At 43.6% G+C, this 25,849-nt stretch carries 23 protein-coding genes and 1 pseudogene; 19 read left to right on the top strand and 5 right to left on the bottom strand.

Annotation, left to right across the window (positions count from 1 at the left end):
* The 8 genes from QZY95_RS07215 to QZY95_RS07180 form a co-directional block, all read left to right on the top strand.
* Nucleotides 1-486: hypothetical protein (locus QZY95_RS07215; protein ID WP_290921316.1), on the top strand; the 486-nt coding region annotated here is incomplete at its 5' end.
* Nucleotides 483-1,394 (top strand): glycosyltransferase family 2 protein, encoded by a 912-nt coding sequence (locus tag QZY95_RS07210; RefSeq protein WP_290921313.1) that lies wholly within the window; start codon nucleotides 483-485, stop codon nucleotides 1,392-1,394. The genes QZY95_RS07215 and QZY95_RS07210, both read left to right, overlap by 4 nt.
* Nucleotides 1,385-2,338 (top strand): glycosyltransferase, encoded by a 954-nt coding sequence (locus QZY95_RS07205; RefSeq protein ID WP_290921310.1) that lies wholly within the window; start codon nucleotides 1,385-1,387, stop codon nucleotides 2,336-2,338. The genes QZY95_RS07210 and QZY95_RS07205 overlap by 10 nt, the downstream gene beginning before the upstream one ends.
* Nucleotides 2,325-3,551, top strand: a complete 1,227-nt coding sequence (locus QZY95_RS07200; protein ID WP_290921307.1) for a glycosyltransferase family 4 protein — start codon at nucleotides 2,325-2,327, stop codon at nucleotides 3,549-3,551. The genes QZY95_RS07205 and QZY95_RS07200 overlap by 14 nt, the downstream gene beginning before the upstream one ends.
* A gap of 1 nt (nucleotide 3,552) precedes the next feature.
* On the top strand, nucleotides 3,553-4,317 hold the full coding sequence (locus QZY95_RS07195; protein WP_290921304.1) for a glycosyltransferase family 2 protein: 765 nt from the start codon (nucleotides 3,553-3,555) through the stop codon (nucleotides 4,315-4,317).
* Nucleotides 4,299-5,063, top strand: coding sequence for a glycosyltransferase family 2 protein (locus QZY95_RS07190; protein ID WP_290921300.1), 765 nt, complete (start codon nucleotides 4,299-4,301; stop codon nucleotides 5,061-5,063). Before QZY95_RS07195 ends, QZY95_RS07190 begins: the two co-directional genes overlap by 19 nt.
* 8 nt (nucleotides 5,064-5,071) lie before the next feature.
* Nucleotides 5,072-6,481: a mannose-1-phosphate guanylyltransferase/mannose-6-phosphate isomerase gene (locus tag QZY95_RS07185; RefSeq protein ID WP_290921297.1), complete on the top strand. Its 1,410-nt coding sequence runs from the start codon at nucleotides 5,072-5,074 to the stop codon at nucleotides 6,479-6,481.
* Nucleotides 6,429-7,850: a phosphomannomutase CpsG gene (locus QZY95_RS07180; RefSeq protein ID WP_290921294.1), complete on the top strand. Its 1,422-nt coding sequence runs from the start codon at nucleotides 6,429-6,431 to the stop codon at nucleotides 7,848-7,850. Before QZY95_RS07185 ends, QZY95_RS07180 begins: the two co-directional genes overlap by 53 nt.
* Before the next feature lie 242 nt (nucleotides 7,851-8,092).
* On the opposite strand, the pseudogene QZY95_RS07175 reads toward QZY95_RS07180, so the two are convergent.
* From QZY95_RS07175 to QZY95_RS07165, 3 genes and pseudogenes are all read right to left on the bottom strand, one after another.
* Nucleotides 8,093-9,197: pseudogene (locus tag QZY95_RS07175) on the bottom strand (IS3 family transposase).
* Nucleotides 9,198-9,267: 70 nt separating this feature from the next.
* Nucleotides 9,268-10,698, bottom strand: a complete 1,431-nt coding sequence (locus QZY95_RS07170) for a HAMP domain-containing sensor histidine kinase (RefSeq protein ID WP_290921291.1) — start codon at nucleotides 10,696-10,698, stop codon at nucleotides 9,268-9,270.
* The gene (locus QZY95_RS07165) at nucleotides 10,685-11,368 is read right to left on the bottom strand and encodes a response regulator transcription factor (protein WP_290921288.1); all 684 of its coding nucleotides are present in this window, start codon (nucleotides 11,366-11,368) and stop codon (nucleotides 10,685-10,687) included. The genes QZY95_RS07170 and QZY95_RS07165 overlap by 14 nt, the downstream gene beginning before the upstream one ends.
* A gap of 232 nt (nucleotides 11,369-11,600) precedes the next feature.
* Here QZY95_RS07165 and QZY95_RS07160 point away from each other — a divergent pair, with 232 nt between their 5' ends.
* The 11 genes from QZY95_RS07160 to QZY95_RS07110 all read left to right on the top strand — a co-directional run bounded on the left by QZY95_RS07160 (nucleotide 11,601) and on the right by QZY95_RS07110 (nucleotide 22,831).
* Nucleotides 11,601-11,828 carry a FeoA family protein gene (locus QZY95_RS07160; protein ID WP_290921285.1) on the top strand — a complete coding sequence of 76 codons (228 nt, stop codon included), beginning with the start codon at nucleotides 11,601-11,603 and terminating at the stop codon, nucleotides 11,826-11,828.
* 80 nt (nucleotides 11,829-11,908) lie between these two features.
* Entirely contained in the window at nucleotides 11,909-12,142 is a 234-nt protein-coding gene (locus QZY95_RS07155) for a FeoA family protein (RefSeq protein WP_290921280.1), read from the top strand.
* Nucleotides 12,139-14,616 (top strand): ferrous iron transport protein B, encoded by a 2,478-nt coding sequence (gene feoB, locus QZY95_RS07150; protein ID WP_290921275.1) that lies wholly within the window; start codon nucleotides 12,139-12,141, stop codon nucleotides 14,614-14,616. Before QZY95_RS07155 ends, feoB begins: the two co-directional genes overlap by 4 nt.
* A gap of 32 nt (nucleotides 14,617-14,648) precedes the next feature.
* Nucleotides 14,649-14,960 carry a hypothetical protein gene (locus tag QZY95_RS07145; RefSeq protein ID WP_290921272.1) on the top strand — a complete coding sequence of 104 codons (312 nt, stop codon included), beginning with the start codon at nucleotides 14,649-14,651 and terminating at the stop codon, nucleotides 14,958-14,960.
* 101 nt (nucleotides 14,961-15,061) lie between these two features.
* On the top strand, nucleotides 15,062-15,892 hold the full coding sequence (locus QZY95_RS07140) for a DUF4198 domain-containing protein (RefSeq protein ID WP_290921268.1): 831 nt from the start codon (nucleotides 15,062-15,064) through the stop codon (nucleotides 15,890-15,892).
* Nucleotides 15,893-15,957: 65 nt separating this feature from the next.
* Nucleotides 15,958-16,599, top strand: a complete 642-nt coding sequence (locus QZY95_RS07135) for a hypothetical protein (RefSeq protein ID WP_290921263.1) — start codon at nucleotides 15,958-15,960, stop codon at nucleotides 16,597-16,599.
* A 152-nt stretch (nucleotides 16,600-16,751) separates the two neighbouring features.
* Complete coding sequence (locus QZY95_RS07130) at nucleotides 16,752-17,606, top strand: zinc ABC transporter substrate-binding protein (protein WP_290921319.1); 855 nt, start codon at nucleotides 16,752-16,754, stop codon at nucleotides 17,604-17,606.
* Nucleotides 17,607-17,614: 8 nt separating this feature from the next.
* A complete protein-coding gene (locus QZY95_RS07125; RefSeq protein ID WP_290921259.1) occupies nucleotides 17,615-18,403 on the top strand; it encodes a metal ABC transporter ATP-binding protein in 789 nt (262 codons plus the stop codon).
* 4 nt (nucleotides 18,404-18,407) lie between these two features.
* Entirely contained in the window at nucleotides 18,408-19,295 is an 888-nt protein-coding gene (locus QZY95_RS07120; RefSeq protein ID WP_365971022.1) for a metal ABC transporter permease, read from the top strand.
* Nucleotides 19,292-20,323: a zinc ABC transporter substrate-binding protein gene (locus QZY95_RS07115; RefSeq protein ID WP_290921254.1), complete on the top strand. Its 1,032-nt coding sequence runs from the start codon at nucleotides 19,292-19,294 to the stop codon at nucleotides 20,321-20,323. The genes QZY95_RS07120 and QZY95_RS07115 overlap by 4 nt, the downstream gene beginning before the upstream one ends.
* 282 nt (nucleotides 20,324-20,605) lie before the next feature.
* On the top strand, nucleotides 20,606-22,831 hold the full coding sequence (locus QZY95_RS07110; RefSeq protein ID WP_290921251.1) for a HAMP domain-containing methyl-accepting chemotaxis protein: 2,226 nt from the start codon (nucleotides 20,606-20,608) through the stop codon (nucleotides 22,829-22,831).
* Nucleotides 22,832-23,020: 189 nt separating this feature from the next.
* Here QZY95_RS07110 and QZY95_RS07105 read toward each other — a convergent pair whose 3' ends face one another.
* Nucleotides 23,021-24,343, bottom strand: coding sequence for a malic enzyme-like NAD(P)-binding protein (locus QZY95_RS07105; protein ID WP_290921248.1), 1,323 nt, complete (start codon nucleotides 24,341-24,343; stop codon nucleotides 23,021-23,023).
* Between the two features lie 80 nt (nucleotides 24,344-24,423).
* Nucleotides 24,424-25,734: a 2-hydroxycarboxylate transporter family protein gene (locus QZY95_RS07100; RefSeq protein ID WP_290921243.1), complete on the bottom strand. Its 1,311-nt coding sequence runs from the start codon at nucleotides 25,732-25,734 to the stop codon at nucleotides 24,424-24,426.
* Between the last annotated feature and the right edge of the window lie 115 nt (nucleotides 25,735-25,849).

Below are 25,849 nucleotides of genomic sequence, written 5' to 3'. Positions count from 1 at the left end.
GGGCTACTCTATGATTTCGGCAAGATCAAACGACGTTTCGCAGGCTGTTTTGATATCGAAAATGGTATGTTTATTCTCCGTCAAGATGCTACTCGAGGAGAAGCCTTTGGGCATAAGTTGTACGATATTGTTTTGAATTTTTTTATGGCACGTACAGAGTCTATTCGAAGAGTCGGGTGGGATCCTGAATTGAGGTTAGGAGAACACAAAGACTTTTTTATCCGAGCGAAAGAACATGGGCTTAAGTGCACTGTTTTGGATAATGTTTCGATCTTTCATTTTCCCGAACAATCAGATGATTATGCTGAATATCGTAATCGAGCACGTGCTTATGAAATGCTGGCATTTAAGAAACATGGCATTTACGCAGAAAAGATAATTCAGCCTATTTCTGCGACAAGGCTTTGGAGAAGTGTAAAGACGTTTTTGAAAAAATCTTCATTTCTCGTAAGTCTTGTTCATCTTTTGAAAAAGAAGTTAACGTGATTTCTGTAGTTATCTGTACCTACAATAGGTCTTCATTTTTAAGGCATTGCCTAGGGTCATTGCAAAAGCAAACAGCCTCGTTGGATAAGTTTGAAGTCGTTGTTGTCAATAATAACTCTATTGATGACACTGAAGGTGTTGCAAAAGATTTTGAATCCGTGTTTCCTTTTTTTAAGTATTGCTTTGAGGATAAACAGGGGCTCAGTTTTGCGCGTAACAAAGGATATGAGCAAGCATCCTGCGATTGGGTTGCGTATCTTGACGACGATGCTGTAGCTCGTCTTAATTGGGTTGAAATTATTCTTGAGACAATTAGTAAGGGTGATTTCGACGTATTTGGAGGAGTCTATACCGCTTGGCATGCATTGCGAGAGTGCCCGAAATGGTTTTCTTCTGAGTGGGAGACGAATACTTCGATTTCTGAAGTATATACAGTGTTGGAGAAAGATTATCCTTCAGGGGGGAATTGCGTTTATCGCAAATCGCTGCTTCTGAAGCATGGTGGGTTTTCTCCAACATTGGGTATGAAGGGCAATAGTACCGCATATGGAGAAGAAACACTATTGATTGATACAATGCGCCAGCATGGTGTAGTAGTTGGATTTGTGCCTGAATTGCTCATAGACCATTGTGTTATAGAAAGAAAATATTCTCTTATTTGGCGGCTGAATAGGTCTTTTGCTATTGGTAGAGATTCTGTCACAATTTGTAATGAAAGTTCAATGGCTGAGTTAAGCAAGTCGATTTTAAAATGCGTTTGTTTTCTTGTGTGCTCTCCTGTAAAAGCGTTGTGTCGTTGGGTGGTAACGAAAGAATATTATTGGCAAAACGTAGTGCTTGATTCTTTTTCTAGGGTTACGTTTCACTTAGGTAGATTGGTTGGAGGGGTGAAAGCTCAATGTCGTTAAGTGAAATTACCCCAGCTCCTGTTGCTCTCTTTACGTATAATAGACCTGACCACACTCGCCGTACTGTAGAAGCGTTACAGCAGAATCCCTTTGCTTCCCAAAGTGACTTGTTTGTATTTTGTGATGGGGCCAAATCTTCAAATGATGCAGCGGTTATCGCTGTACGTGAATATGTAAATTCAATTACTGGATTTAATAGCCTGACTGTTATAGAGCGTGAAACGAATATTGGGCTTGCTAAATCAATCATTGAGGGTGTTACGGACGTTGTGAGCAAGTTTGGAGCGGTTATTGTCCTTGAGGATGATTTAATTACTTCTCCTTATTTTTTGTCTTATATGAATATTTGTTTGCAATACTATGAACGTTTTGAAGATGTGTTTTCTGTTTCTGGATGGGCTCCTCCGACGCTGTTGCAAGTAAGGTCTGAATATTCTGTAGCATTTTTTCCACGAACTTGTTCTTGGGGCTGGGCCACTTGGCAAGATCAGTGGCATTCTGTTGACTGGAGTGTTGCTGACTATGAGCAATTTAAGTACTCTCGTTCAATGCAGAAGGAATTCAATAACGGTGGTCCAGACTTAACAAAAATGCTTCACGCTCAGATGAATGGTGATGTTGATTCTTGGGCTATTCGTTTTTGTTATTCTCAATTTAGACAGCAGAAGTTGTCTGTTTACCCTATTCATTCATATGTTGAAAATATTGGATGCGATGGTAGTGGAGTACATTGTAATATACATATTACTCAGCAGCTAGCTGTAAAAAATGAAGAAGATCTTTGTTTGCCAAATATTGTTTACGAGGATGAGGACATAATAAAATTATTCGTAAATTTTTATTCTCCTCCTCCTTTTTTTATTCGTTGTATAAATAAGCTGTCCCGAGCCCTGATTGGAAAAAATATTGTCACGTATGAAGATACTGAACTTGAACACTTATGAAAAAAGTGGTGGTGCTGCTATAGCCACTAATCGTCGTCATCAAGCTCTTCTGAAGTTAGGCGTCGAATCCATTTTGGCAGTAGCTGAAAAAGAAAGTGACGACAGTACAGTTTTCTCTTTTAATGGACGGGTTGGGAAAGCACTACGTCCGTTTCAGCAGTTTCCGGATTATCTATTGCCTCGGTTGTATTCCGGAAAAGATAACACATTATTTTCACCGGCACTTTGTCCTACAGGCACAACTCAAAAGCTTGCAATGTTATCTGCAGATATTATTCAGCTTGATTGGATATGTAATAGTTTTTTATCTGCGTATTCTCTCGGAAAAATTAAAAAGCCTGTAGTTTGGACGCTGCATGATGCTTGGGCATTTACCGGTGGATGCCATATTTTAAAAGCATGTGAGAGATATAAATCGAAGTGTGGGAATTGTCCGCAACTTGGCAGTTCCTCTTATCATGATCTATCCCATGTTACGTGGCTTGCAAAGAATCGTGCGTACGCAAAACTCAATCCAGTTATAGTTACCCCAAGCAAGCATATGTATCGCCTCGTAAAAGAAAGTAGTTTACTAGGTCGTAGTAAAGTGGCGCACATTCCTAACGGGATTGATGAGCGACAGTTTTTTCCTATAGATAGGAGTATCGCACGCCAGTTATTACATTTACCTTCTGATGCAAAAATTGTCCTGTTTGGCGCTATGTCTGCCAGTTCTGACAAAAATAAAGGTTACGATTTACTACTGTCTGCATTGCAATATTTAAAGAATAGCAGTGAAGAAAACATTCATTGTGTTATATTTGGCGCAACATGTGGCGATCCACTACCATTTCCGACGCATTATCTTGGTATACTTCATGATTCTGTTAGTATTAACCTTGCGTATAATGCGGCGAATGTGTTTGTTTGCCCTTCAAGAGAAGAGAATTTTCCGAATACTGTTTTAGAGTCCCAGAGCACGGGTACGCCGGTAGTGGCTTTCACGATTGGTGGAATTCCCGATATGGTATCGCATATGGAGTCAGGCTACCTTGCTCCAGCATATGATACTAAAGAATTGGCAAAGGGAATTGCATCTATTTTACATGATGATGTCTATCGTGACGACATGGGGAAAGCTGCCCGTAGGACTGTGGAAAAACAGTATGCGAATGACATTGTTGCTGAACAGTACCTTCAGCTTTATGAATCTGTTTTGAATAATAAGGTGTAGCGTGTCTCCTCTTTTTACGATTATTACCTCTACGTATAATGCTGCCGAAGTGCTGCCCGGTTTGCTAGATTCGTTAGCGAGTCAGACTTACTGTGATTATCAATGGATTATACAGGACGGTGCTTCAAGTGATAATACAGTCGAAGTCGCACGCTCGTATGCTGAGAAGATTCCACAAATGAGCATAGAAAGCGCCCCCGATTCAGGCATATACAACGCTTGGAATAATGCTCTTGCAAGAATCGAAGGCGAATGGGTACTATTTCTTGGGGCAGATGATGCCTTTATGCGTGAAGATTCGTTGGAGCAGCTTGCTGCCTTCATTCAAGAAGTGCCAGTGGATGACGTGGCATATATTGCTTCTGACGTTATGCTGGGCTCAAGGTTGTTACAGGCTGAAGTTCCGTTGACCAATAAGTTGAAACGCCAGATGACCTTGCCCCATCAAGGGCTGCTGCATAGGAGCAGCTTGTTTAAGACTAATACATTTTTAGATTCATATAAGATCGCTGGTGATTATGATTTTCTTGTTCGCACCTTAACCTATGGTAAGGTGATCAAGTATCCACAAGTTGTTTCACGAATGGGAGAGGGGGGGGTTAGTCAGCAGTGGTGTTTTAAGTCTCAAATGCATAGAGAATATCTTTCTATTGTATATAAGCACTTTGGCTTACGTTTTTCTATTGGAAGTCCATTCGCCAAGTTTTTGTTTTCGTCTACATTTAGTTTTTTTCAGAGATTTTTATCATGCCGACAGTATCTATAATAACCCCTGTCTACAATAGTAGGCAATTTCTTCAGCAAACTTACGCTACTGTTCTTAATCAGACGTATGAAGGCTGGGAGTGGATACTCGTTGATGACTGTTCAAGTGATGGTAGCTATGACTTTATGTGCGCAAACTTTAGCGACCAAAGGGTGCATATTTATTCGAATAAAAAAAATAGTGGGGCAGGATATACTCGGAATTCTGCCATTCGCCACGCTACTGGAAGATATTTAGCATTTTTAGATGCGGATGATCTTTGGGCGGAAACAAAACTTGAGCGTCAACTGGAAGTAATGCAGAAAGAGGATGCCGTAATTTCTCATACAAGCTACACCTTTATAGATGAGCGCGGTAATGATCGAGCCGGATATGTGAAAGTCGCTCATGAGTTGTTCCTTGCTAACTATATGAAATCTACAGAGATTGGGTGTAGTTCTGCGATGATTGATCGGAAGCAGATAGCAAATGTGCGTTTTGTTAGCTCTATGTCACGTGAAGATACATTGCTGTGGATCTCACTGCTCAGAAAGGGGTATAAGTCGATAGGCATTGATAAGCCGTTGATGAAGTATCGCATATCTTCGAACCAGACGACCCGGCCATCGCAATTACTAAAAATGGTGATTCAGACTCTTAACATATTCTTTAAGGTACAAGATATGTCTAGGCCGAGAATAATCTTTTATTGGACATGTTATATGCTAGGTGCCATATACAAGCGCCTGAGAACAAATGTGTTGTAGGTAATTTTATGCTGATTCCTATAATTATGGCTGGCGGTTCAGGTACTCGATTGTGGCCTTTATCTCGTTCGTTATACCCCAAACAGTTTCTTCCCTTAACAGGTAAGAAAACCATGCTTCAAGAGACGATTAGTCGCCTCGATAGACTCGACGCAGAACTCCCTATTACAATTTGCAACGAAGAACATAGGTTTATCGTCGCTGAACAGCTTCGTAGTGAATCTATACTTGGCAAAATTGTTTTGGAGCCGGTAGGACGCAATACCGCACCTGCAATTGCGGTTGCGGCACATCTTGCATCTAGCAAAAATGATCCAATATTGCTCGTGCTTGCTGCAGATCATGTTATCTCTGATCCTTGCGAATTTTCAACTGTTGTTAAGCAAGCTTTACCTCTTGCTGAATCTGGAAAACTCGTAACATTTGGGATTGTTCCAACCTCTGCTCATACCGGATATGGGTATATTAAACGGGGGGGGAAGGTTGATGCTGGGTATTCTGTTGAGCGGTTTGTAGAAAAGCCAGATGCTGCGACAGCTGAACGATATCTCGCTTCTAATGCTTATTATTGGAATAGTGGGATGTTCTTGTTCAAAGCAAGTACCTACTTAAAAGAACTTGAAAAATATCGTCCTGATATTGCAGAAGCATGCAAAGCTTCTGTTGCAATTGTAAAACACGATTTAGATTTCATTCGGTTAGATGAAGAAGCATTCTGTGCCTGTCCTGATGAATCTATAGATTATGCTGTGATGGAATATACTGAGGACGCGGTTGTAGTTCCTTTAGATGCAGGTTGGAACGACATTGGCTCATGGTCTGCTATGTGGGATGTTGCTGACAAGGATGAAAATGGCAATGCTTCTACTGGAGATGTTCTGCATTGTAATTCTAAAAATTGCTTTATTCACAGTAAGGATCGACTGGTAGCCACTGTAGGCCTTGAGGATATCGTTATTGTCGATACAAAAGATGCGTTGCTTGTTGCTGCGAAGGATTCTGTGCAGGATGTAAAAATGGTAGTGGCTGATCTTATGAAGACAAAGCGCCAAGAGTTACGTACGCACCGTGAAGTATTTCGCCCTTGGGGTAAATTTGATTCTGTTGACGTTGGAGAACGATATCAGGTGAAGCGGATTACTGTGAAACCTGGCGCAAAGCTCAGCGTGCAGATGCATCATCATAGAGCTGAGCATTGGGTGGTTGTTTCTGGTACAGCGAAAGTTACTAACGGTGATGAAACCTTCCTTGTACCAGAAAATGAATCAACCTACATACCTGTTGGTGCGATACATGCTTTAGAGAACCCTGGAAAGATGCCATTGGAGCTTATTGAAGTTCAATCCGGTAGTTATTTGGGAGAGGATGACATTGTGCGTTTTGAAGACAATTATGGACGGTGCGATGAAGCATCTTAGTTGTTTTAAAGCGTACGATGTTCGTGGCAAACTAGGCTCTGAACTTACAGAAGAAATTGCTTACCGCATAGGTTGCTCTTTCGGTCATTTTGTATATGAAGATGAAGAAAGCAGAGTCGTAGTTGGGTGTGACCCTCGTTTATCTTCAGAATCTTTGAAACAAGCTGCCACTAATGGTTTGCGTGATGCTGGTGTTTCTGTTTTGGACATCGGGCTTACAGGTACCGAAGAAATTTATTTTGCTACAAGGCACTTAGGCGTCGCTGGTGGTATTGAAATTACTGCTTCGCATAATCCTATTGATTATAACGGAATGAAATTTGTTTTGGCTGACAGCAAGCCTATAACCCGTTCAAATGGTTTGGATGAAGTGCAGCGGGTTGCTGAAGAACAGAACTTCCCCCCTGTCACTGCTGAACTGCGTGGTGAGTATCATCAGGTTTCTATTCTTAATGATTATGTGGATCATTTGTTGGGGTATATTGAAGCTGGGACTATTGCCCCGTTAAAACTTGTTGTAAATGCAGGTAACGGAGCCGCAGGGCATGTTATTGATGCTATTGAAGAGCGATTTAATCAGAATAATGTGCCGGTTGAATTCATCAAAGTTCACCATGAGCCAGACGGCACTTTCCCTAATGGAATTCCAAATCCGTTATTACCTGAACGTCGTAAAGATACTGCTGATGCTGTAGTAGCCCACAATGCCGATTTGGGCATTGCGTGGGACGGTGATTTTGACCGGTGTTTTTTCTTTGATCACACCGGTCAGTTTGTTGAAGGCTACTATCTTGTTGGAATGCTTGCAGAAGCTTTTCTACAGAAAGAGTCCGGTGCAAAAGTTATTCATGACCCACGGTTGACATGGAATACTGTTGAAGTTGTTCAGGCGGCTGGTGGAATCCCTGTGCAGTCTAAGACCGGACATGCTTTTATTAAAGAGCGCATGCGTGAAGAGGATGCTGTGTACGGTGGTGAAATGAGCGCTCATCACTATTTCCGCGATTTTGCATACTGTGACAGTGGAATGATTCCTTGGTTGCTTGTTATCGAACTTTTGAGCCGGAAAGGGACATCGCTGAAGCAGGAAGTCGAGGACAGAATTGAAGCATATCCTTCATCTGGTGAAATAAACCTGACATTGCACAATGCTGCAGAAGCAATTGAACATGTGCGTCTTACATATGAGCAAATTGCTTCTGATTTAGATACAACTGATGGTATTAGCATGGAATTTGATTCATGGCGTTTTAACTTACGCTCCTCTAATACAGAACCTGTAGTTCGTTTGAATGTTGAATCAAAAGGTAATGTGCCGTTGATGCAGCAGAAGACAGAAGAATTATTAGGTCTACTTCGGTCTGTATGATAACTGCTTTTTTGAATTTACCGAAGGTGTAAATCAGGTGTAAATTTCCCTGATTTTTATGTCGCTGATGTCGTTTGTAGTTTTTAAGATCCATTGGAAATAAAGGAATAAGCAGTTTCTGTTAGATATTGCACCTGCCTTTCACGCAGGCGACGGGGGGGCAAATCTCCCTGGGGACGCCAAGCAATTTAAGCTCTTACACGAAAGTGTAAGAGCTTTTTTTGTACCCGTAAGCTTCCCCGTCAAGCTGACAGTTCGATCTTAGAGTTTTCAGCGTTAATAGATAAAAATTCTAATGGAGTAAGTCCATCAAGCGCGTCGTGTGGTCGCTCCTCATTGTAAGTTAGCTTCCACCAGTAAGTGATCTCTCGAACCTCGGTGAGGTTACGGAAGAGATACAAATTCAGAACTTCCGTTCTATAGGTTTTGTTAAACCGTTCAATGTACGCATTCTGATTTGGCTTACCAGGTTGGATGTACTGAATATGCATTCCAACAGATTCAGCCCACGCGACAAATTCTCCTGAAAGGAATTCCGGACCGTTATCTGTGCGCAGAGTTTTCGGCAATCCTCTTTCATAGCGGAGCCGCTCAAACACGCGTATTAATCGCCTCCCTGTTATTGAAGTATCAATTTCAATATGTAAAAGTTCGCGGTTAAAATCATCAATGACATTGAAAGTTCTAAACCGTTTTCTTGCATAAAGAGAATCACTCATGAAATCTGCAGACCATGTCTGGTTAGGTTGAATGGGAGTTAGCAGAGGCTGTTTAATTCGCTTAGGAAGCCGTTTCTTTGCTCTATGCTTTTGATTCAGACGAAGGTTGCAATAAACTCGATACACCTTTTTATGGTTCCATGAATGTGCACGACGTAGCGCACGAAAGCATTTCCAAAATCCCCAGCGAGGGTGCCTGGCTATCAACTCATTGAGCGCATTAATGACATCCTCATCTGAGCGGATTTGTGGAAACCGATAATACGCCGTCCGTGACAAGCTCATATAAGCACAGCCTGGAGATATCGACAGCTTGTGCTCAGCAACAAGAAATAGAACTGCTTCACGTCTGCGGGACGGCGTTAAAGCTTTTTTTCGATGAGATCCTTTAATGCACGATTTTCGAGTGCCATGTCGGCGTACATACGTTTGAATTGCGACAGCTTGTGCTCCATATCTTTCATCCGTTTCAAATCCGAAGCCTGCATGCCACCATACTTAGATTTCCAGTTGTAATAGGTGGTATCTAAATTCCATGACTGCGGCAAATGTCTTTGACTTTGCTGCCGGCTTCGCCTTCTTTCAAAATCGCAATAATCTGAGTTTCAGTAAATCGTGATTTCTTCATAGATATCTCCTGACTGCGTTATGCCAGAAAACTCTATTTTTGACTTGTGTCTTTTTAGGGGAAGCTTACGCTACGACGGGCGCCGATCGGGAGTGTGTGGAATAAAAATCTTGAATGTAACCCCTGACGTGAGCTTGTGAGGAGCAGCTGGGTGTTGAAGAGAATTGTTGGTTGCAGTTATGGTTCCGCCGTGTGCAGAAATAATTGTTTTCGCAATGTACAGTCCTAGTCCATGACCTTTTACACTACGGCTTGCGTCTGCTCGGTAGAATCGTGAGAAAATATGATGCTCTGCTTCTTCTGGAAGACCTATCCCTGAGTCGGAAATTGCAATAATATCTGATGCTGCATTGTGGCTGAACCATAGGCAGATGCTTCCATTCGGTGGTGTAAATTTTATCGCGTTGTCCACAATGTTTGCTAGTGATCGATACATAAGAGTTTTATCTGCATAAATGACAGCTTTTGATGGAAGAACTTCAACTTGTATTCCCTTAGCCTCTGCAAGTGGAGTGTAGTTTTCCTCTAATGTTCCAAAAAGTTCTGATATTCTAATAGGCTGTTTTTTTACTTTACGAATTCCTGCCTTTATTTCTGCCGTATCCATTGAAGAGTTGATGATATCCCGAAGTACATCACAACTTTCTATAATATCACCTAGCTTCTCGGCTGCATCTTCTTGTTGTTCACGTGTGAGAAGCAACTCTGCTGTCCCGCGAATTTGTGTCACAGGCGTCTTGAGATCATGCGCGAGATGATCATTTATATCGGAAAGTTCTTTTACGAGCGAAGAAACGCGTCTACTGCTTTTGTTGAATGCGGCAATAAGTCTGTTGATGTCTGACCCGGCGTGCGATGGGGGAAGGTCTTTTATGAAAATTCCACCTGCCATAATCTCAGCAGCGTGCGTAATTCTTTCTAACTCTTTCATTGCGAAACTGGCTGTAATCCAGCCAGCAATGACGAGCCCAAGAAGAGTGAGGATGGCCATGCTTACTTCGGCGCGTTCAAGCCGTGCTATGAATGCGTACTCTTGTTGAAGTGACTTGGCTATTTGAAGGGTAAAGGTTCCTCTCGGAGTATTGAAAACACGAGAGACAACGTACACTGTTTCCTGATTGTTTTTTGAAGAGACCACATCTGTTGAGTCTTTAGTAAATGGTGGCCAGTCAATATTCCAAGTGGGAGCTTTAGAGCGACTGATGATGTTGCCCGAACCGTCATAAATTCGGGCAGAGACACGATCCGGTTTCCACGATTGGGTGTAATCAATTAATGAATGCTCTGCATCTTGAATTGAGTGATTGGTCATGACGTGACCAATATTTTTTATGATAGCCCCTATTTCTTCTTCGGTCTGCTGGGTGGCAAAGGAGAACATCGTTGAACGGACAAGATATAGCCCGCCAATGTTAATGATGCTGAAGACGACTACGAGTAAAAGAACAAGCCGTGCCGCAAAAGAAGATGGATACCAAGAGGATGGCTTACGAGGAGACAAGTGTATACCCAAGGCCCCTTATTGTTTGAATGAATTTTTTTCCAGTTTGTTTTTTTAATTTGCCGCGAAGTCTGCTGACACATGCTTCAACAACATTTGCATCGGGGATAAAATTTGCATCCCAAACGTTATCTATAAGCATTGCACGGGAAACAGTTTCCCCTTTGTTTCTCATTAAGTATTCCAAAAGTGCCAATTCTCGTGGCTGTAGAGAGAGTGCAAGATCATTATAGAAGGCCTGTCTACGACGGGTGTCTATATAGAGATCTTCAAATTCGAGTACAAGTTCTTGCTGTGACTGCGTTGTGCGTCTAAGCATTGCACGAAGCCGAGCTAATAGCTCTGAAAATGAGAATGGCTTAACCAGATAGTCATCTGCACCGCAATCAAGTCCTTTGATGCGGTCATCCACCAGTCTTTTTGCACTCAAAATGAGAATAGGATGCAACACCCCTGCATTACGAGCTGACTTGATTAAGGTTAGCCCATCAAGGCGTGGAAGCATTATGTCGACGATAGCAGCCGAAAAGTTACCAGAACATAATAAGGTGAATCCTTCTTCACCATCTGAAGCAACTTGCGTTTCATATCCGCTCTGCTGGAGTCCGTCAGCAAGAAGGGAAGCTATTTTTTTATCATCTTCTATTATAAGAATGTTGTATTTTTGCATAGTTATAGTGTCTGTGAAAAGTTGATGTGAGAATGTTTGACAAAGAAAATATATCATTTGAGAAAGCTTTTTCTAAGAAGAAAGTTAGCTCTAATATTATCAAAAAGTAATGTTTGTATTTAAATATTTGAAAATAAAGAATAAAAAAAGAATAAATAAGTTTGACTAGTTTGTACTTGGGCGTTATAGATGATAACTGCTTTCAATTAGGAAAAAGTAATCGGAGCAAAATATGCAAAATAAACAAAATTTATCGTCCGCTGAAAGTGGGCAGATTTACTTTGTTATCGCGACAGATTTGGACGGCATTCATCTGAAAAGATTAGAGTCAATGGGTATAATTCCAGGCGCTGAGCTTGATGTTATCTCAAACGAAACGGGAACTCCGTTGTTAGTTGCAGTGGGTGACAGTCGTCTTATGGTTGACCGAGCTGTAGCTGAACAGGTTATCGTTGCATAATATTATCGTTCAGTAATTTTCAGTTGCAAAAAAATTTGTCCAACTATTGATAATGAGTTTCAAAAGCAAGGGGTGGTGTAGTGGATCAGTTGACTTTAGATGGTGTTTCCCCAGGGGATGAGTGTGTAATGACAGGCCTTACAGCTGAAGGTGCATTGGGTCAGCGCTTGATGGATCTTGGTTTTTTCCCTGGTGCCCGAATTCAAGTTGTGCGCAATGCCCCTTTGGTTGACCCTGTAGAAATAGAGCTTGATGGCTATCATGTCACAATTCGTCATGAAGAGGCACGTACTGTCGAGGTATCTCTGTCATGAGTGATATGTCATTAACTGTGGCGCTTGCCGGTCAGCCGAACTGCGGTAAGTCCACTGTTTTTAATATGTTGACCGGTGCGCGACAACACGTCGCGAACTATCCCGGTGTAACTGTTGAAAAGAAAACAGGATTTTTTAGCCACGAGGGTAGGAAGGTTTCGCTTGTTGACTTGCCGGGGACATACAGCCTCACCTCCTATTCTTTGGAAGAGCGTGTTGCCAGAGATTTTTTGCTTGATGAAAAGCCCAACCTAGTAGTGAACGTTGCTGATGCTTCAAATCTTAAACGAAATCTTTACCTGACGCTTCAGCTGCTCGAAATGGGCGTCCCTGTGCTTCTAGATTTGAACATGATGGACGTAGCTGACCGACGGGGCATACAGGTTGACCACAAAGAACTTTCTCGCTTGTTAGGCGTTGTCGTTGTTCAGACCGTTGGGAAGAAGAATGATGGTAAGTCTCCAATGTACGAGGGAATATTTACAGTTTCTGCTAGAAACGGAGATGCTCCTCCCACGTATAAAGTTGATTACGGACCGCTTGAAGGGTTTGTGGAGCAAATGGCTGATGAGTTGGTTAAAGCTGATCAGCTTGCAGAAAAGTATCCATTACGTTGGCTCGCGCTAAAATTACTTGAAGGTGACACCAGCGCGGAAGAGATTGTTGTTAACACCGTTGGTTCTCTTTCGAGTGAATTTTTGGCGAAAGCCAAAGAGCTGAGTGTAGAATTTTCAGAACAGCACAAGTTGACTGCGGATAGACAGATCGCATTCAGCAGACACCGTGCTGCTGCTTCTATCTGCAAAGAGGTTGTTAAAGAACCTGCTGAGAAGAAAAAAAGTCTTTCTGATAGAGCAGATACATACGTTTGTAACAAAGTAACCGGCCCAATGATTCTTTGTGCCATTTTGTTCACTCTTTATCAGATCTCCATTGTCTGGGGCGGCGACCTCGCAGCATGGGTATGGCCTGTCTGGGGTGGCGTTGAAGACTTTGTTGCAGCGCATTTGCCTGTTGAAGGTTTTCTGCAAGATCCGCTCGTGCGTTCTCTTGGGCTTTGGCTCGTAAAAAGTCTGACCGCTATTTTGAACTATCTTCCGATCTTCTTCCTTCTTTTTGCGCTTATCGCTGTATTGGAAGATAGCGGCTATATGCCTCGCATGGCGTTTATTCTGGACAGAATGTTCCGGAAGTTCGGCTTGCATGGACAGTCTACCCTGCCGTTGATTCTTGGCGGGGTCTATGTTGGCGGCTGCGCAATTCCCGGCGTAATGGCTACAAAAGCTATTCCTGATGAACGGGCGCGTCTGGCAACAATTCTTACAGTTCCTCTTATGAACTGCCTTGCCAAGGTTCCTTTATACCTCATTCTTATCAGTGCGTATTTTGCAGATCAGGCTGGTCTGGCAATGTTCTTTATCGCAACGGTAACCATGTTTATGGCGTTGCCAATTGCAAAGCTTCTTTCTCTGACCGTTCTTAGCGGGTACGAGAGTGCTCCCTTTATTATGGAAATGCCCCCGTATCATTTGCCTACACTGGCAGGCATTCTCCGAAGAGCATTCGAACGTATTTGGTTGTTCCTGAAAAAAATCGTGACGGTAGTTGCTGCAGTAGCGCTTGTTGTCTTCGGGCTGATCTACTTCCCGGGAATTCCGCAGGATCGTCTTGATCATTATGAGAAGCAAGAACAGGTTGCTGTCGCGAAGTTTATGAAAGCCGTTGATAAAACATCCCTTGCAGGGAAACTTTCCGAAAGTGATGTAATGGGGCTTATTAATTACCAGAATGATCTTAAGCAGGCGAAGCGCGGTGTAAAAGACAAAGCCGTAGCAGCCGGAATTAACGCAGAATACGAAAAAATGAATCCTGTCTATTGGTCTGTTGTTAAACGCAAAGGCAAAGACGGGAAGAAGCTTAACAAGGAATTGAAGAAGGTTGCAAAGGTTCGCAAAAAAATTCGTCGAGAATCCAGAACTGAGCGATTTGAATCCAGTTTCCTTGGAATGGCAGGAAGAGCCATTGAGCCTGTGACACAGTATGCCGGATTTAACTGGCGTATCAATATTGCTCTGCTCTCTGCCTTTGCAGCAAAGGAAAATGCCGCAGCAACTATTGGCTCAATCTACGGCATTGAAGACGGCAAGTCTGTACAGGAATCAATGAAAGAGGGTGAATCCGGATTTACTCCGCTGCACGCACTTGCCTTGATGCTGTTCATGGCTTTGTACCCGCCTTGTATTCCAACAACCGTGATGGTCAGAGCGCAATCCGGATCTACAAAATGGATGCTCTTCGGCATTGGATATCCGATCGTACTCGGGCTTTCCGTTGCTACACTGATCTACTCCGGTGGGATGTTGTTTGGCCTTACAGGATTTCAGGCCATGTGGGTTTTCTATGGGTTATGTATTTGCGCGACCTTGATAATGGGGGCAATCCCTGATCGTTCAACGGTAAAAAGGTTGCCGTAAAAGTTTTAGATACGTTTGAAAAAGGTGGATGTATGAAAAAGGTACTTTTTGCTCTGGTAATTGTAATGTTTGCTGCTGGCTCAGCATTTGCTCACTCCCCCCTCTGCGATTGTTTTGACAATGGTGATGGCACAGTGACTTGCGAGGGCGGTTTCTCTGACGGTTCTTCTGCAAGCGGTGTAAAAATGCATGTGAAAGACAGCGCAGGAAAGGTTCTTATTGAAGGCAAGATGAATGAAGACAGTGAGTACACATTCAATAAACCTTCAGTTGATTACATGGTGCAATTTGACGCTGGTGAAGGTCATTCCGTTGAAGTGAATGGCAAAGATATTGTTGAATAAAAGCGAAATCCCCTGAAACAGGTTTGGCGACACGCTTCAGGGGATGATTCGGACTGCTTAATTAACCCGAACTATTTTAATTGTATCTCTAGGAGAGAGAAATGAAAAGAACCGTAATGACAATTTTTAGCATGTTGGCTGTAATTGCCATGAGCGTTCCTGCTTTTGCCCACTTCCAGATGGTTTATACCCCTGAAATCGCTTTAGATAAAGGTCAGGCTGTAGACTTGTCACTGGTGTTCACACATCCGTTTGAAGCTGGTCACACCATGGATATGGGCACTCCTGAAGAGTTTTATGTTCTCGCCCAGCGTGGTGAAGAAGCTAAATCTAAAAAAACAGATCTTAAAGAATATCTCAAGCCTGTAACTTGGACCAGTCTTACTAACTCCGGTCAGGCATATGAAGCAAAGCTTCCTAAAAAAATTACCCGCTCCATGGGTGACTACACTTTTGTTCTTAAGCCTGCACCTTACTATGAAGGCGAAGAAGATATCTACATCCAGCAGGTTACCAAGATGGTAATGAACGTTGGCGGTCTCCCTGGTAACTGGAATACTCCTGCTGGTCTTCCTTGTGAAATCGTGCCTCTCGACAAGCCGTACGCGAATTGGGTTGGCGGCGTTTTCCGTGGTGTAGTTCTTTCTAACGGTAAGCCTGTACCGAATGCAGAGCTTGAAATTGAATACATGAACCATGCTCCTGATATGAAAAACCGCAAGTTTGAGAAAAAAGCTGCTGTTGAAGCTCCTCAGGATTCTTTCGTAACTATGGGTATCCGTACTAACGATCGTGGTGAATTCACTATCGGCCTTCCTAAAGCTGGCTGGTGGGGCGTTTGCGCTCTTGGTGTAGGCCCTGAAAAAACACACAAAGGTAAAGAGCTTTCTCAGGACGCAGTTCTTTGGGTTAAAGCTGTTGATATGAAGTAATGAAGCGAGGCCGATGAAGAGCCTTCTTCATCGGCCTTTTTTGTGTGCAATGGAGGCGCGTTTTCATGTCAGTAGAGCAAGCCGGATGCAGGCAGCATGCGTATTTTACAATTATTCCTCCTGCCACAGGAAGAGGGGAAACTCGATACGTCGTCAGCGTATTGTGTCTTATCGTTCTTTTTACTGGCATGCTCGTTCAGTTAAGAGCGAGATCTGACGTTTCGATGGAGCTTGAAAGCTGGCAATTGAGCGCATTTCATCACCTCAAGGGAACAAATCAGGCTGTTTTCAGTGCATTATACACCGCCTCAGAAGATGTGGTTTCAATTCATCATGAGCTTGGGCATTGGCCATCCATTGAAGAGTTACAAGAGTTTTTCTTACCGCCATTTGCCAGAGATATAAGCTGGAAACAGTGGGGGGAGATTCAATGGAATTTGGTGTTACCAGAATCTTCCGGTGCTGATACTGCGGTCTATGCCGGATTTGACGGTATTAATCCTGATCAAGGAACATTTCTGATGGTGTTTTCTCATGTACATGCACCATCCGGAGAAATGCAGGAGCCTACAACTCGAATATGGATAAATAAAAACGCGGAAATTGAGATGCCGGTTGTTTTTACCCCTGATTCACTTGTGAGAAAAGGGTGGAAGCAGGTTCTTCCGTACGACGGAAAAATGGAAGTAAGGCGTTTGAAAGGGTAGTTAAAAAGACCCTGAAAAAATTTTATTACGGGTAAGGCAGCGTAAGTATGAATATGCGTGGGGGAAAAATAATTTCAAGAGGTACGGTGTGGTGTGCTGCACTGACCCTTTTATTATGCTCGATGTTATTCTTGAGTGCAGCTTCAAATGTGATGGCAGCTGACAAAGAAAAGGGGAAAATGCGTGTCGGTATAACGCTGCACCCTTACTTTAGTTTTGCTTCAAACATCGTTGGTGATCGCGCTATTGTTGTTCCTTTAATTGATGCTGGGTTTAATCCTCATAACTATGTGCCCAAGCCGGACGACATGAAGCGGATTATGACTCTTGATGCATTGATCGTGAATGGAATTGGCCATGATGAGTGGGCATTTGAAGTTGTAGAGGCGTCGGGCATGAAGGGAAAGCTGCCTTTAATTTTTGCAAACGACGGTGTGGCTCTTATTCCTGTGGCAGGCGAAGAAGGAGATACAAAGATCGTCAATCCTCATACCTTTATCGCGACAACAGCAGCTGTGCAGCAAGTGTATACAATTGCACGTAAATTAGGGGAAATTGATCCTGAAAACGCAGCGTATTATTCCAAAAATGCCCGTAAATATGCCATGCGTTTGCGTCGAATGAAAGCAAAGTACATGAATGATTTTTCGACGCTTGATGTGTCTAATTTTCGTTGTGCCACCATGCATGGTGCGTATGGATATTTGATGCAGGAATTTGGGTTGCATGTTGCGGCTGTTATTGAGCCCCGACACGGTGTGAAGCCTTCGCCAAGTCAGCTTGCGCACACAATTGACGCAATCAAAAACGCTCATGTGAGTGTGCTGTTTGCAGAGAAATTTTTTGCAAGCAAGCTTGCCGACACAATTCGCAAATCTACAGGTGTTCGTATGTATTCGTTTTCTCACATTACTGGTGGTGAATACGAAGCAGACAAGTTTGAGCGGGAAATGGAAGAAAATCTTATCACTCTGCGTGATGCTATCCGCAGTGTCACAACACAGTAGAGGCAAGTATGAATCCTCATGCCGCAGTGTCACTACCAAATGATTGTCCTCGTAATTTTATTGAGTTTCAGAATGTAGGCTTGAAGCTTGGCGGAACACCTATTCTGGAGAACGTAACGTTTGGAGTTGCTCCACAAACGATTCATTGCCTGATCGGTCCGAATGGTGGCGGAAAAACTTCTTTGCTTCGTTCGTTATTAGGACAGATGCCGCATTCCGGAACCATTCGCATTAATGGGGCATGTAAAATAGGGTATGTTCCACAATTTTTAGAGATGGATAGAACCCTGCCTGTCTCAGTACTAGATTTCATTGCTGTGAGTTGCCAGCGACGCCCTGCTTTTATGGGGTTGAGTAAGAGATGGCGTGATAAGGCGTTTGAAGCGTTAGAGCGGGTAGGACTGAAGAATAAAGCTACCCGAAAAATTGGCAGTTTATCCGGTGGTGAAAGGCAGCGAGTCCTTTTTGCTCAAGCCCTGCTCCCAATGCCTGACCTGCTTATTCTTGATGAGCCTATGGCAAGTATGGATGAAACTGGAATTCGAGTTTTTGAAAAGATTGTGTGTGACCTTTGTTTATCTGGCGTCACCATTTTTTGGGTGCATCACGATATCAGCCAAGTAAGACGCGTTGCCCATAATGTAACATGCCTTAATCGTAGCGTACTTTTTGATGGTGCGGTTGGAGATGTGTTGACTGGTGAGCGGCTTATGGGAGTGTATTCTCAGGAACCTGTTCAGAATTTTGTTACTAGCCAGCATAGCGCGCAGCTAGCCATGGGGGCTGCTGATGTTTGAGACCATGAGAGCTTCTTTTCAGGCTATGGCGCATGCCGGAGATGTGCCGACAATTTTTCAATACGGTTTTGTCATTAACGCATTGTTTTGCGCCGTGGTTTTGGGGCCTGTTCTCGGTGGAGTCGGAACCATGGTGGTTACAAAACGCATGGCGTTTTTTTCTCAGGCAATCGGGAACGCAGCATTAACCGGTGTGGCTTTGGGGGTGCTTTTAGGGGAATCATACACATCTCCTTATGCAACTCTTTTCGGCTTCTGCCTACTGTTCGGGATAGTTTTGAACTACACCCGTGGCAAAACCGGAATGTCGGCTGATACGTTGATTGGGGTTTTTCTCTCAATATCGTTGGCAGCAGGAGCCTGCTTACTACTTTTTGTCTCAGCAAAAGTTAATACTCATGTTTTGGAAAGTGTGCTCTTCGGTTCCATCCTTACAGTGAATGATGTTGATATTGTTGTGCTGCTCTGCGTTACTTTTTTGTGCCTTGTTGTCGGGTTACCGTTGTATAACCAGATGCTTCTTGGAAGCCTTAACGTAAGTTTAGCCGGTGTGCGCGGCGTTCGTGTAAAGCTGCTGGAGTATCTATTCATCATCATGATTACGGTACTTACTGTTGCCTCAGTAAAGATTGTCGGTGCTGTGCTGGTTGAAGCTCTTTTGCTTATACCGGCGGCGGCCGCACGCAACATAAGCAGATCTCTTAAAGGTTTTTTTGGCTGGTCCGTTCTTTTTGCTACAGTCAGTTGTATTGCGGGAATCATTATCCCGATGCAATGGGACATCCCTGTTCCATCAGGTGGTGCTATTATCTTGGTAGCTGCTGCGTTTTTTGTGGTGACAACGGTACTGCGTTCTAGTCTTACGGTTTTTAACGAAGCAAGGGTTTCATGATGAGTGTGAAAACAGTGCTTGATACGATATTTGTGTGGTTCGCCCGGCATAGCGAATCCACCACCCCCAAATGCGGTTTTCTGGCGATGTTAGGGGTTAGTTCTCTTCTCATCGCCGGAACCGCGTTCGCTCAGGAGAGTGCATTGGTCTTAACCAGTGTGCCCGCTTCTTATTCGATTACATCTCAACTGACAAAAGAAACTGATGTCCGCGTGCGTAATATTCCTCAAGAAGGAAGAATTATCTACAGCGTTAAGCAATACATAAATAAGCATAATAAAATGCTTAAAGATGTTTTTAGTGAAGCTGATGCCGTGATCACAATGGGGAATCTTTGGAAAAAAGATCCGCTTTATCCGGCAGTGCGTGATGTAAATATTCGAGTCGTTAATGTAGATGCGACACGTCCGGCTTCATCAACCATGACTGGTGTGTCTGTCATTCATGAACCCTCTAGAGCTAACTTGTGGACGTCTGTGACAGGCAGAAAAGTTTCTGTGCGAAGACCTTCAGTTTATTGCTGGTTGAGTTTAGCGAATGGTGCCCGAATGGCTGATGTAATTACTAGTGATTTGATGCGGTTGTACCCCGATCAAAAAGAACAACTTAGTAAAAATCTTAAGCTATTTCAGAAGCAGATACATTCTATGCGTGCAGCTTACGATAGTCAGTTCGCACAGGTTGATAATCTGACTGTCTTTTGTCTTGCGAGTGAGTTTGTGTACCTTACAGACGATGCAGGCATCTACGTAGATGGGTATATGGTAAAGCAGGATATTAACTGGAATTCAAATGATCTTCTTGCACTGACAAAGCGGCTTAAAGAAAACGATATCCCAGTTGTTCTTCATAAGTGGGTGCCTTCAGAGGCCATTCAGAAAGCTATTTCTGCAGGTGGTGCAAAATTGGTTGTGCTTAATCCATTGGATGGTGTCTCCTTTAAGGGAAAGGGACTATTACCAAGCACCTATTTTGATGTGATGAAGGAGAATTATGAAGCGCTGAGCAGAGCCTTTAGCGACACTTAATTTTCTCTTTTCTTAAATAACAACGTGTACGCTCTTGCATTGATATGCAGGAGCGTTTTTGTTGGAAGATGCTCGCAATAGCTTTTTCTATTTAGTCTAATAAATAGAGATAAATAGTGAATAGGCTGCCTTTCAAAGAAGTTAATAGGACCGAGTTCGTTCTTTTAGCGTGGGGGAAGTGAAAAGCCTATTGCAGTATCAATAGTATTCACACGAAGTTTGTATTTCAAAACGGCTGCAAAGGTGTTTTGGAAAATTCCATAAAAATTTTGGGGAGAACGTATGCAGTTTCGTCTTCAGCTTGCCCATAAGCTGACAGGAGCCTTTGGTACTTTGCTGTTGTGTGCCTTGTTGCTTGGGGGAATGGCATTTTATGCGTTGAGTAATTTGTCCGCAAGTATGGAAGCCCGTACCTCTTTAGATGAGGTTCTGGCGTTAGGACAGGATGCGCAGGCAGCTGCCTTCGATTGGCTCGCTCATCGTGAAGAACTTACCATGACTGTAGAGTCCGGCGATACGAAAATGAACCCGCTTGTTCATTATCAAGTGCTGACTGGCCGGCTTGAAAAAAGGATCAAGGGTATTCGAGCTGTTGAGAATCCCCGAATAGATCTTACGGCCTTGTCTTCGTATGAAACAGCCTTTGCTAAATTTGATCGTGCGTTTGCTGCTTTTCAGCAAGATTTTAATTCCGGAACGGAAATGGTGAAAGGACTTCGAGAGTCCTCTATCGGTATTCTTGGCAAAGCACAGTCGTTGCAGAAGGCCGTAACGAGGAAGAGAAGAAAAGTTATTAACAGGCTGCATAGATTAGAAAAAAAGGCAGCACAACGAGGAGGGCTTTCTGTCCAAGAGTCACAGGAGCTGCTTAAGATAACGGAAGAAATGCAGGCTTTGACTGCTCAAAATAAGGTTGCGGCCTTACTGTTGAATAAGCCTCTTGGTTTTCAGGAAATGGCTAAAGATTTCATTCTTTATAAGGATGATGCAAGTGGCCGAGGGCTTATTGTTGATATGGAAAAGCTTCTTGGTATCGACAAAGATGCCAGTATGGGACAAAGCCTGCCTCAGTTAGCACCGATGTTTCCTAGCGGTAGAGAGGCAAAAGTCTTTAAAAAAATTACTGAGCTGACAGAAGCCTACCTTGACGCTTTTAAAGGATATTTTGCTATGAACCAGAAGATGCATAAAGCTATGCAAGAGATGGTATTAGCAAAGACTGAATTACGAGATCTTGGCACATCAATACGAGAGAGAGGCGTAAAAAATTATCTCGCATTACAAGCAGATGCAACAAGCCGGATGTTGGGTGTAGTACTATTCGTTACATTCGTATCCGTAATACTTTTGTATATGAATATACGGTTCGTTGTCGTGCCAATAAAGCGTATGGTTGGGCAGATTGCTTCTATTGGAGAACTTATTGCGGGTGGTGCAAAAGACGAGCTTCCGCGGATAGAGCAAAAGGGACAAGATGAGCTTGCTGAATTGGCGCAATCATTTAATGCGATGATGGATGTGATTGAAATTAATAATCGTGAAATTGCTAAAGCGACAGCGCATGCTGAAGAAGAAGCTAGAGCTGCTCGTTCTGCGTTGGACAGTTTGCAGGAAACACAAGCTGAGGCTGCACTTGCACGCAGGGAGGGAACGCTTAATGCCGTCGGTTCTCTTGAGCGTATTGTAGAAAGCTTGGTTGTTTCTTCTGATGCACTTTCTGATCAGATTGCTGGGGTGACAGAAAAGGCTGAAGAGCTTCAGCAACGTACGACAGAGTCTGCAACGTCTCTGACAGAAATGAGTTCAACTGTTCATGAAGTTGCGCGAAGCAGTTCAAATGCTGCGCAAAGTGCTGAAGAAGTAATGAGTACTGCCCAGAGCGGTGCTTTGGTTGTTGATGGTGCTATGAAGGCTATTTTTGGCGTTCGTACTCAGACAGATAATCTTAAGGAGAGTCTTGAAGGGTTGAACGAAAGAGCAACAGATATCAGCCAGATTATGTCTGTTATTAATGACATCGCGGATCAAACAAATCTCTTGGCGTTAAATGCGGCAATTGAGGCCGCAAGAGCTGGCGACGCAGGACGCGGTTTCGCTGTTGTGGCAGATGAAGTTCGTAAGCTTGCAGAAAAAACAATGCAGGCTACGCAAGATGTTGGACAGAGTATTAAAGCTATTCAGATGAGTGCGAGAGAGAATGTGCAGGGGATGGTCAGTGCAGACTCGGCCGTTTCCGATAGTACTCAACTTGCTGAGAAGGCAGAAGAAGCTTTGCAGAAAATTGTCGGCTTTGCGGAGAATTCAAGCTCACAAGTTCATAATATTGCAGCCGCAGTGGAAGAGCAGTCTGCTTCTACAGAACAGATTGGTGATGTGACTGAGCACATCAATGTAGCAGCACATTCTATGGCAAAAACACTTATTCAGTCCAATGAAGCTACATCGCACTTGAAGCAGCTAGCGGGTGATTTGGAAGGGCTAATAATTTCGTTGAAGGGAGAGTGTTAAATAGGGGGAGAACATTATACGATAAGCCCTGATCTACATTCGTACTTGATACAGGATTGTTACGTGAGTAAAAGTGTGTAGCTGTTTTATAAGCTATCCAACCAAGAAAAGCCTGCTAAGTTTTTAGCAGGCTTTTTAATTGGGCTGTGAATAGAAGTCACAGCTGCTTAGAGTCTAAATAGGCAGACGTTACTTTGATTCGTCGTAGCTGGAGATGAATGTAGCCACTCGATTGCGTGAGCTGACAATTCGTTCTCGGAGGGATGTTTTATATGCGTCCATATCCTTGATGGGGGTGGTTGCCACACCAGTGTCCATTGCCGCCTGTGCTACAGCCGGGACTTCCCATTCAAGGATACGGGGGTCAAGAGGTTTAGGGATGATGTAATCAAGGCCGTATTCTAAGCTTTCTACGCCGTACATGTTACACACTTCAGCAGGAACTGGTTCCTTAGCAAGTTTAGCCAGCGCCTTAGCCGCTGCAACTTTCATTGCCTCGTTGATTTCAGTTGCGCCTACATCAAGTGCGCCGCGGAAGATATACGGGAAGCCGGATACGTTGTTTACCTGATTAGGGAAGTCGGAGCGTCCTGTTCCCATAATACAGGTCGGCACAGCATCTTTGGCATCATCGTATGGAATCTCCGGATCGGGATTAGCCATAGCGAAGATAATAGGGCTGTCTGCCATTGATTGTACCATCTCTTTTGTAAGAAGGTTCTTTACTGAAAGTCCAAGGAAGCAGTCTGCTCCTTTAAGACATTCAGCAAGATCTCCGTAGTCCTTGTCCTGTGCAAATTCTGCTTTATATTTATTCAGTCCTTCCCGACCGCTGTGGATTAAGCCGCGAGAGTCGAACATAAAAATATTTTCACGCTTAACACCAAGCTCAACATAAAATTTGGAGCACGCGATGCCTGCTGCTCCCGCTCCTACGACAACCACTTTGAGATCGTTGATGTTTCGTCCGGTAATTTCACATGCGTTAATGATTCCGGCACCGGAAATAACAGCGGTTCCGTGCTGATCGTCATGGAATACAGGAATATTCATTTCTTTTTTCAGTGTTTCCTCAATGAGGAAACACTCAGGAGCCTTGATATCTTCAAGGTTGATTCCACCAAAGGTAGGTTCCATCGCTTTGGTGATCCCAATAAGCTGTTCTGCGCTTGTTACTGCAAGGTTTATATCGAACACATCAATGTCTGCGAATGTCTTAAACAGAACGCCTTTCCCTTCCATTACCGGTTTACCGGCTAACGGACCGATATTTCCCAGTCCTAGCACGGCAGAGCCGTCAGAAACTACAGCCACAAGGTTCGAGCGCCCTGTATATTTTGCGGCAGTCTCCGGATCGTCTTTGATTGCGAGACAAGCTTCAGCAACACCCGGTGAGTAAGCCATTGAAAGGTCTTTTTGAGAGTTGCACGGTTTTGCCGGAATTACTTCCGTTTTACCTCTACGAGGTGATTCATGATATGCCAGTGCTTCTTCTTTGGTAAATAAGGCCATGATAGTTCTCCTTTCTGTGTGTCCCGTCGGTAAAGAAAGATTGTCCGGTTCAAAGCCCCCTCAGAACCGGACATGGATGATTACATAAATATTTTTAGCAGTGCTGTTGCCAGAATCAGCATAAACGCTCCGCCGATTCGGGAAGAGATCTGCGCGAACGGCATCAGCTGCATGCGTTTTGAAGCAGAAAGTACCGCTACGTCACCGGTACCGCCCATGTTTGCCATACAGAGACCGCCGGTGATCGCTGCTTCAACAGGGTAGAATCCGAGGAGTAAGCCAATGATTCCGGAGCCGATGATTGAGCCGATAACAGTCATCGCAACAAGGATGACATACTGAATGGTCAGTGCATCAATAACTTGCTGGATATTGGTGTATGCTACGCCGATACCGAGGAGCAGAGCAGGGGTAAGGCTGACCATAACAAAGCGGAACCACTGGTACGCGCAAACTTCAAATTTACGTGGAAGAACGCCGATGGTTTTTACAAGACCTACAGAAAGGATCATAAGAGCATAGGAGTGAATCGGGATATATTTACCGAGCAGTTTACCCCATACAAAGAATGTGGTTGCGAGAAGAAGGCCAATCCCCATTGCTTTGAAGTCGATGCTTTCAATGTTTTCGGCGGAATCTTCAGATTCGGCATCCTGATTTTTCAAGAGCTTACCATGGCCTGAAATTCCAGGAATAATGTCGCCGAGACGGTGAAGAAGACCACCACATACGATGGCAATAGCATTACCTAATGCAAGAGCAGGTACCATCTTAGAAAGCATTGAGCCTACGTCTAAGTTTAATGTAGAGCCGAAAATTTGTGACAGTGGAACAGCGCCGGCACCCATACCGCCACCCATAATTGGAAGGGCAATGTAGAGAATCGCTTCAGTAAACCCGAAGCCCATGAGCATGCCAGCAGTCCCGCATAATAAGAGGGCAACCGCAACGCCGCCGAGAATAACAGGAAGATAGCGGACAGCAGCTTTGATGAGCAGCTTTCTGTCCATACCAAGAATAGACCCGCAGATTAATGCTGCAATGTAAAAGCTCAGGAAGCTTTCTTTTTTCATAAAGCTTGTGATTATTGCGGCTGTTTTTTCCGGCAGAATACCGTAGCCTACGAGAGCTGCAGAACCGAAAATGATAAGGATAGGGCCGCCGCCGAGGTAATCTTTGATAATTGGGGTGTTGTCGCCGATTTCATTAAAGATGGCGCCCAAAATCATCATGATAGGGAAGGCTCCGACCATGCCGCCCGGTAACGCTCCCAAATAGGTAGCGCTCATAACAACAGCTGTCAGAATGATAAAAAGCCCTAAGGGAAGCCCCATAATCTTATAGTCTAAAATAGAACTTTCTGGATTTGTTGGCATTGTGGCAGTGCTCATAGTTACTCCTTTAAAATGTGTTGCATGTAAAAAAGGGGAAGAACACAGCCGCAGCAACCACCTGCAATGTGCTCTGCCCTTTTTCATCTTGCTGCACACTGTAAAAAGCAGAATG

The sequence above is a fragment of the Halodesulfovibrio sp. genome, assembly GCF_015482765.1.
Classification (GTDB): Bacteria; Desulfobacterota; Desulfovibrionia; order Desulfovibrionales; family Desulfovibrionaceae; genus Halodesulfovibrio.
The sequence above is the reverse complement of the archived record's forward strand: the minus strand, read 5'-3'. Positions and strand labels throughout refer to the sequence as shown.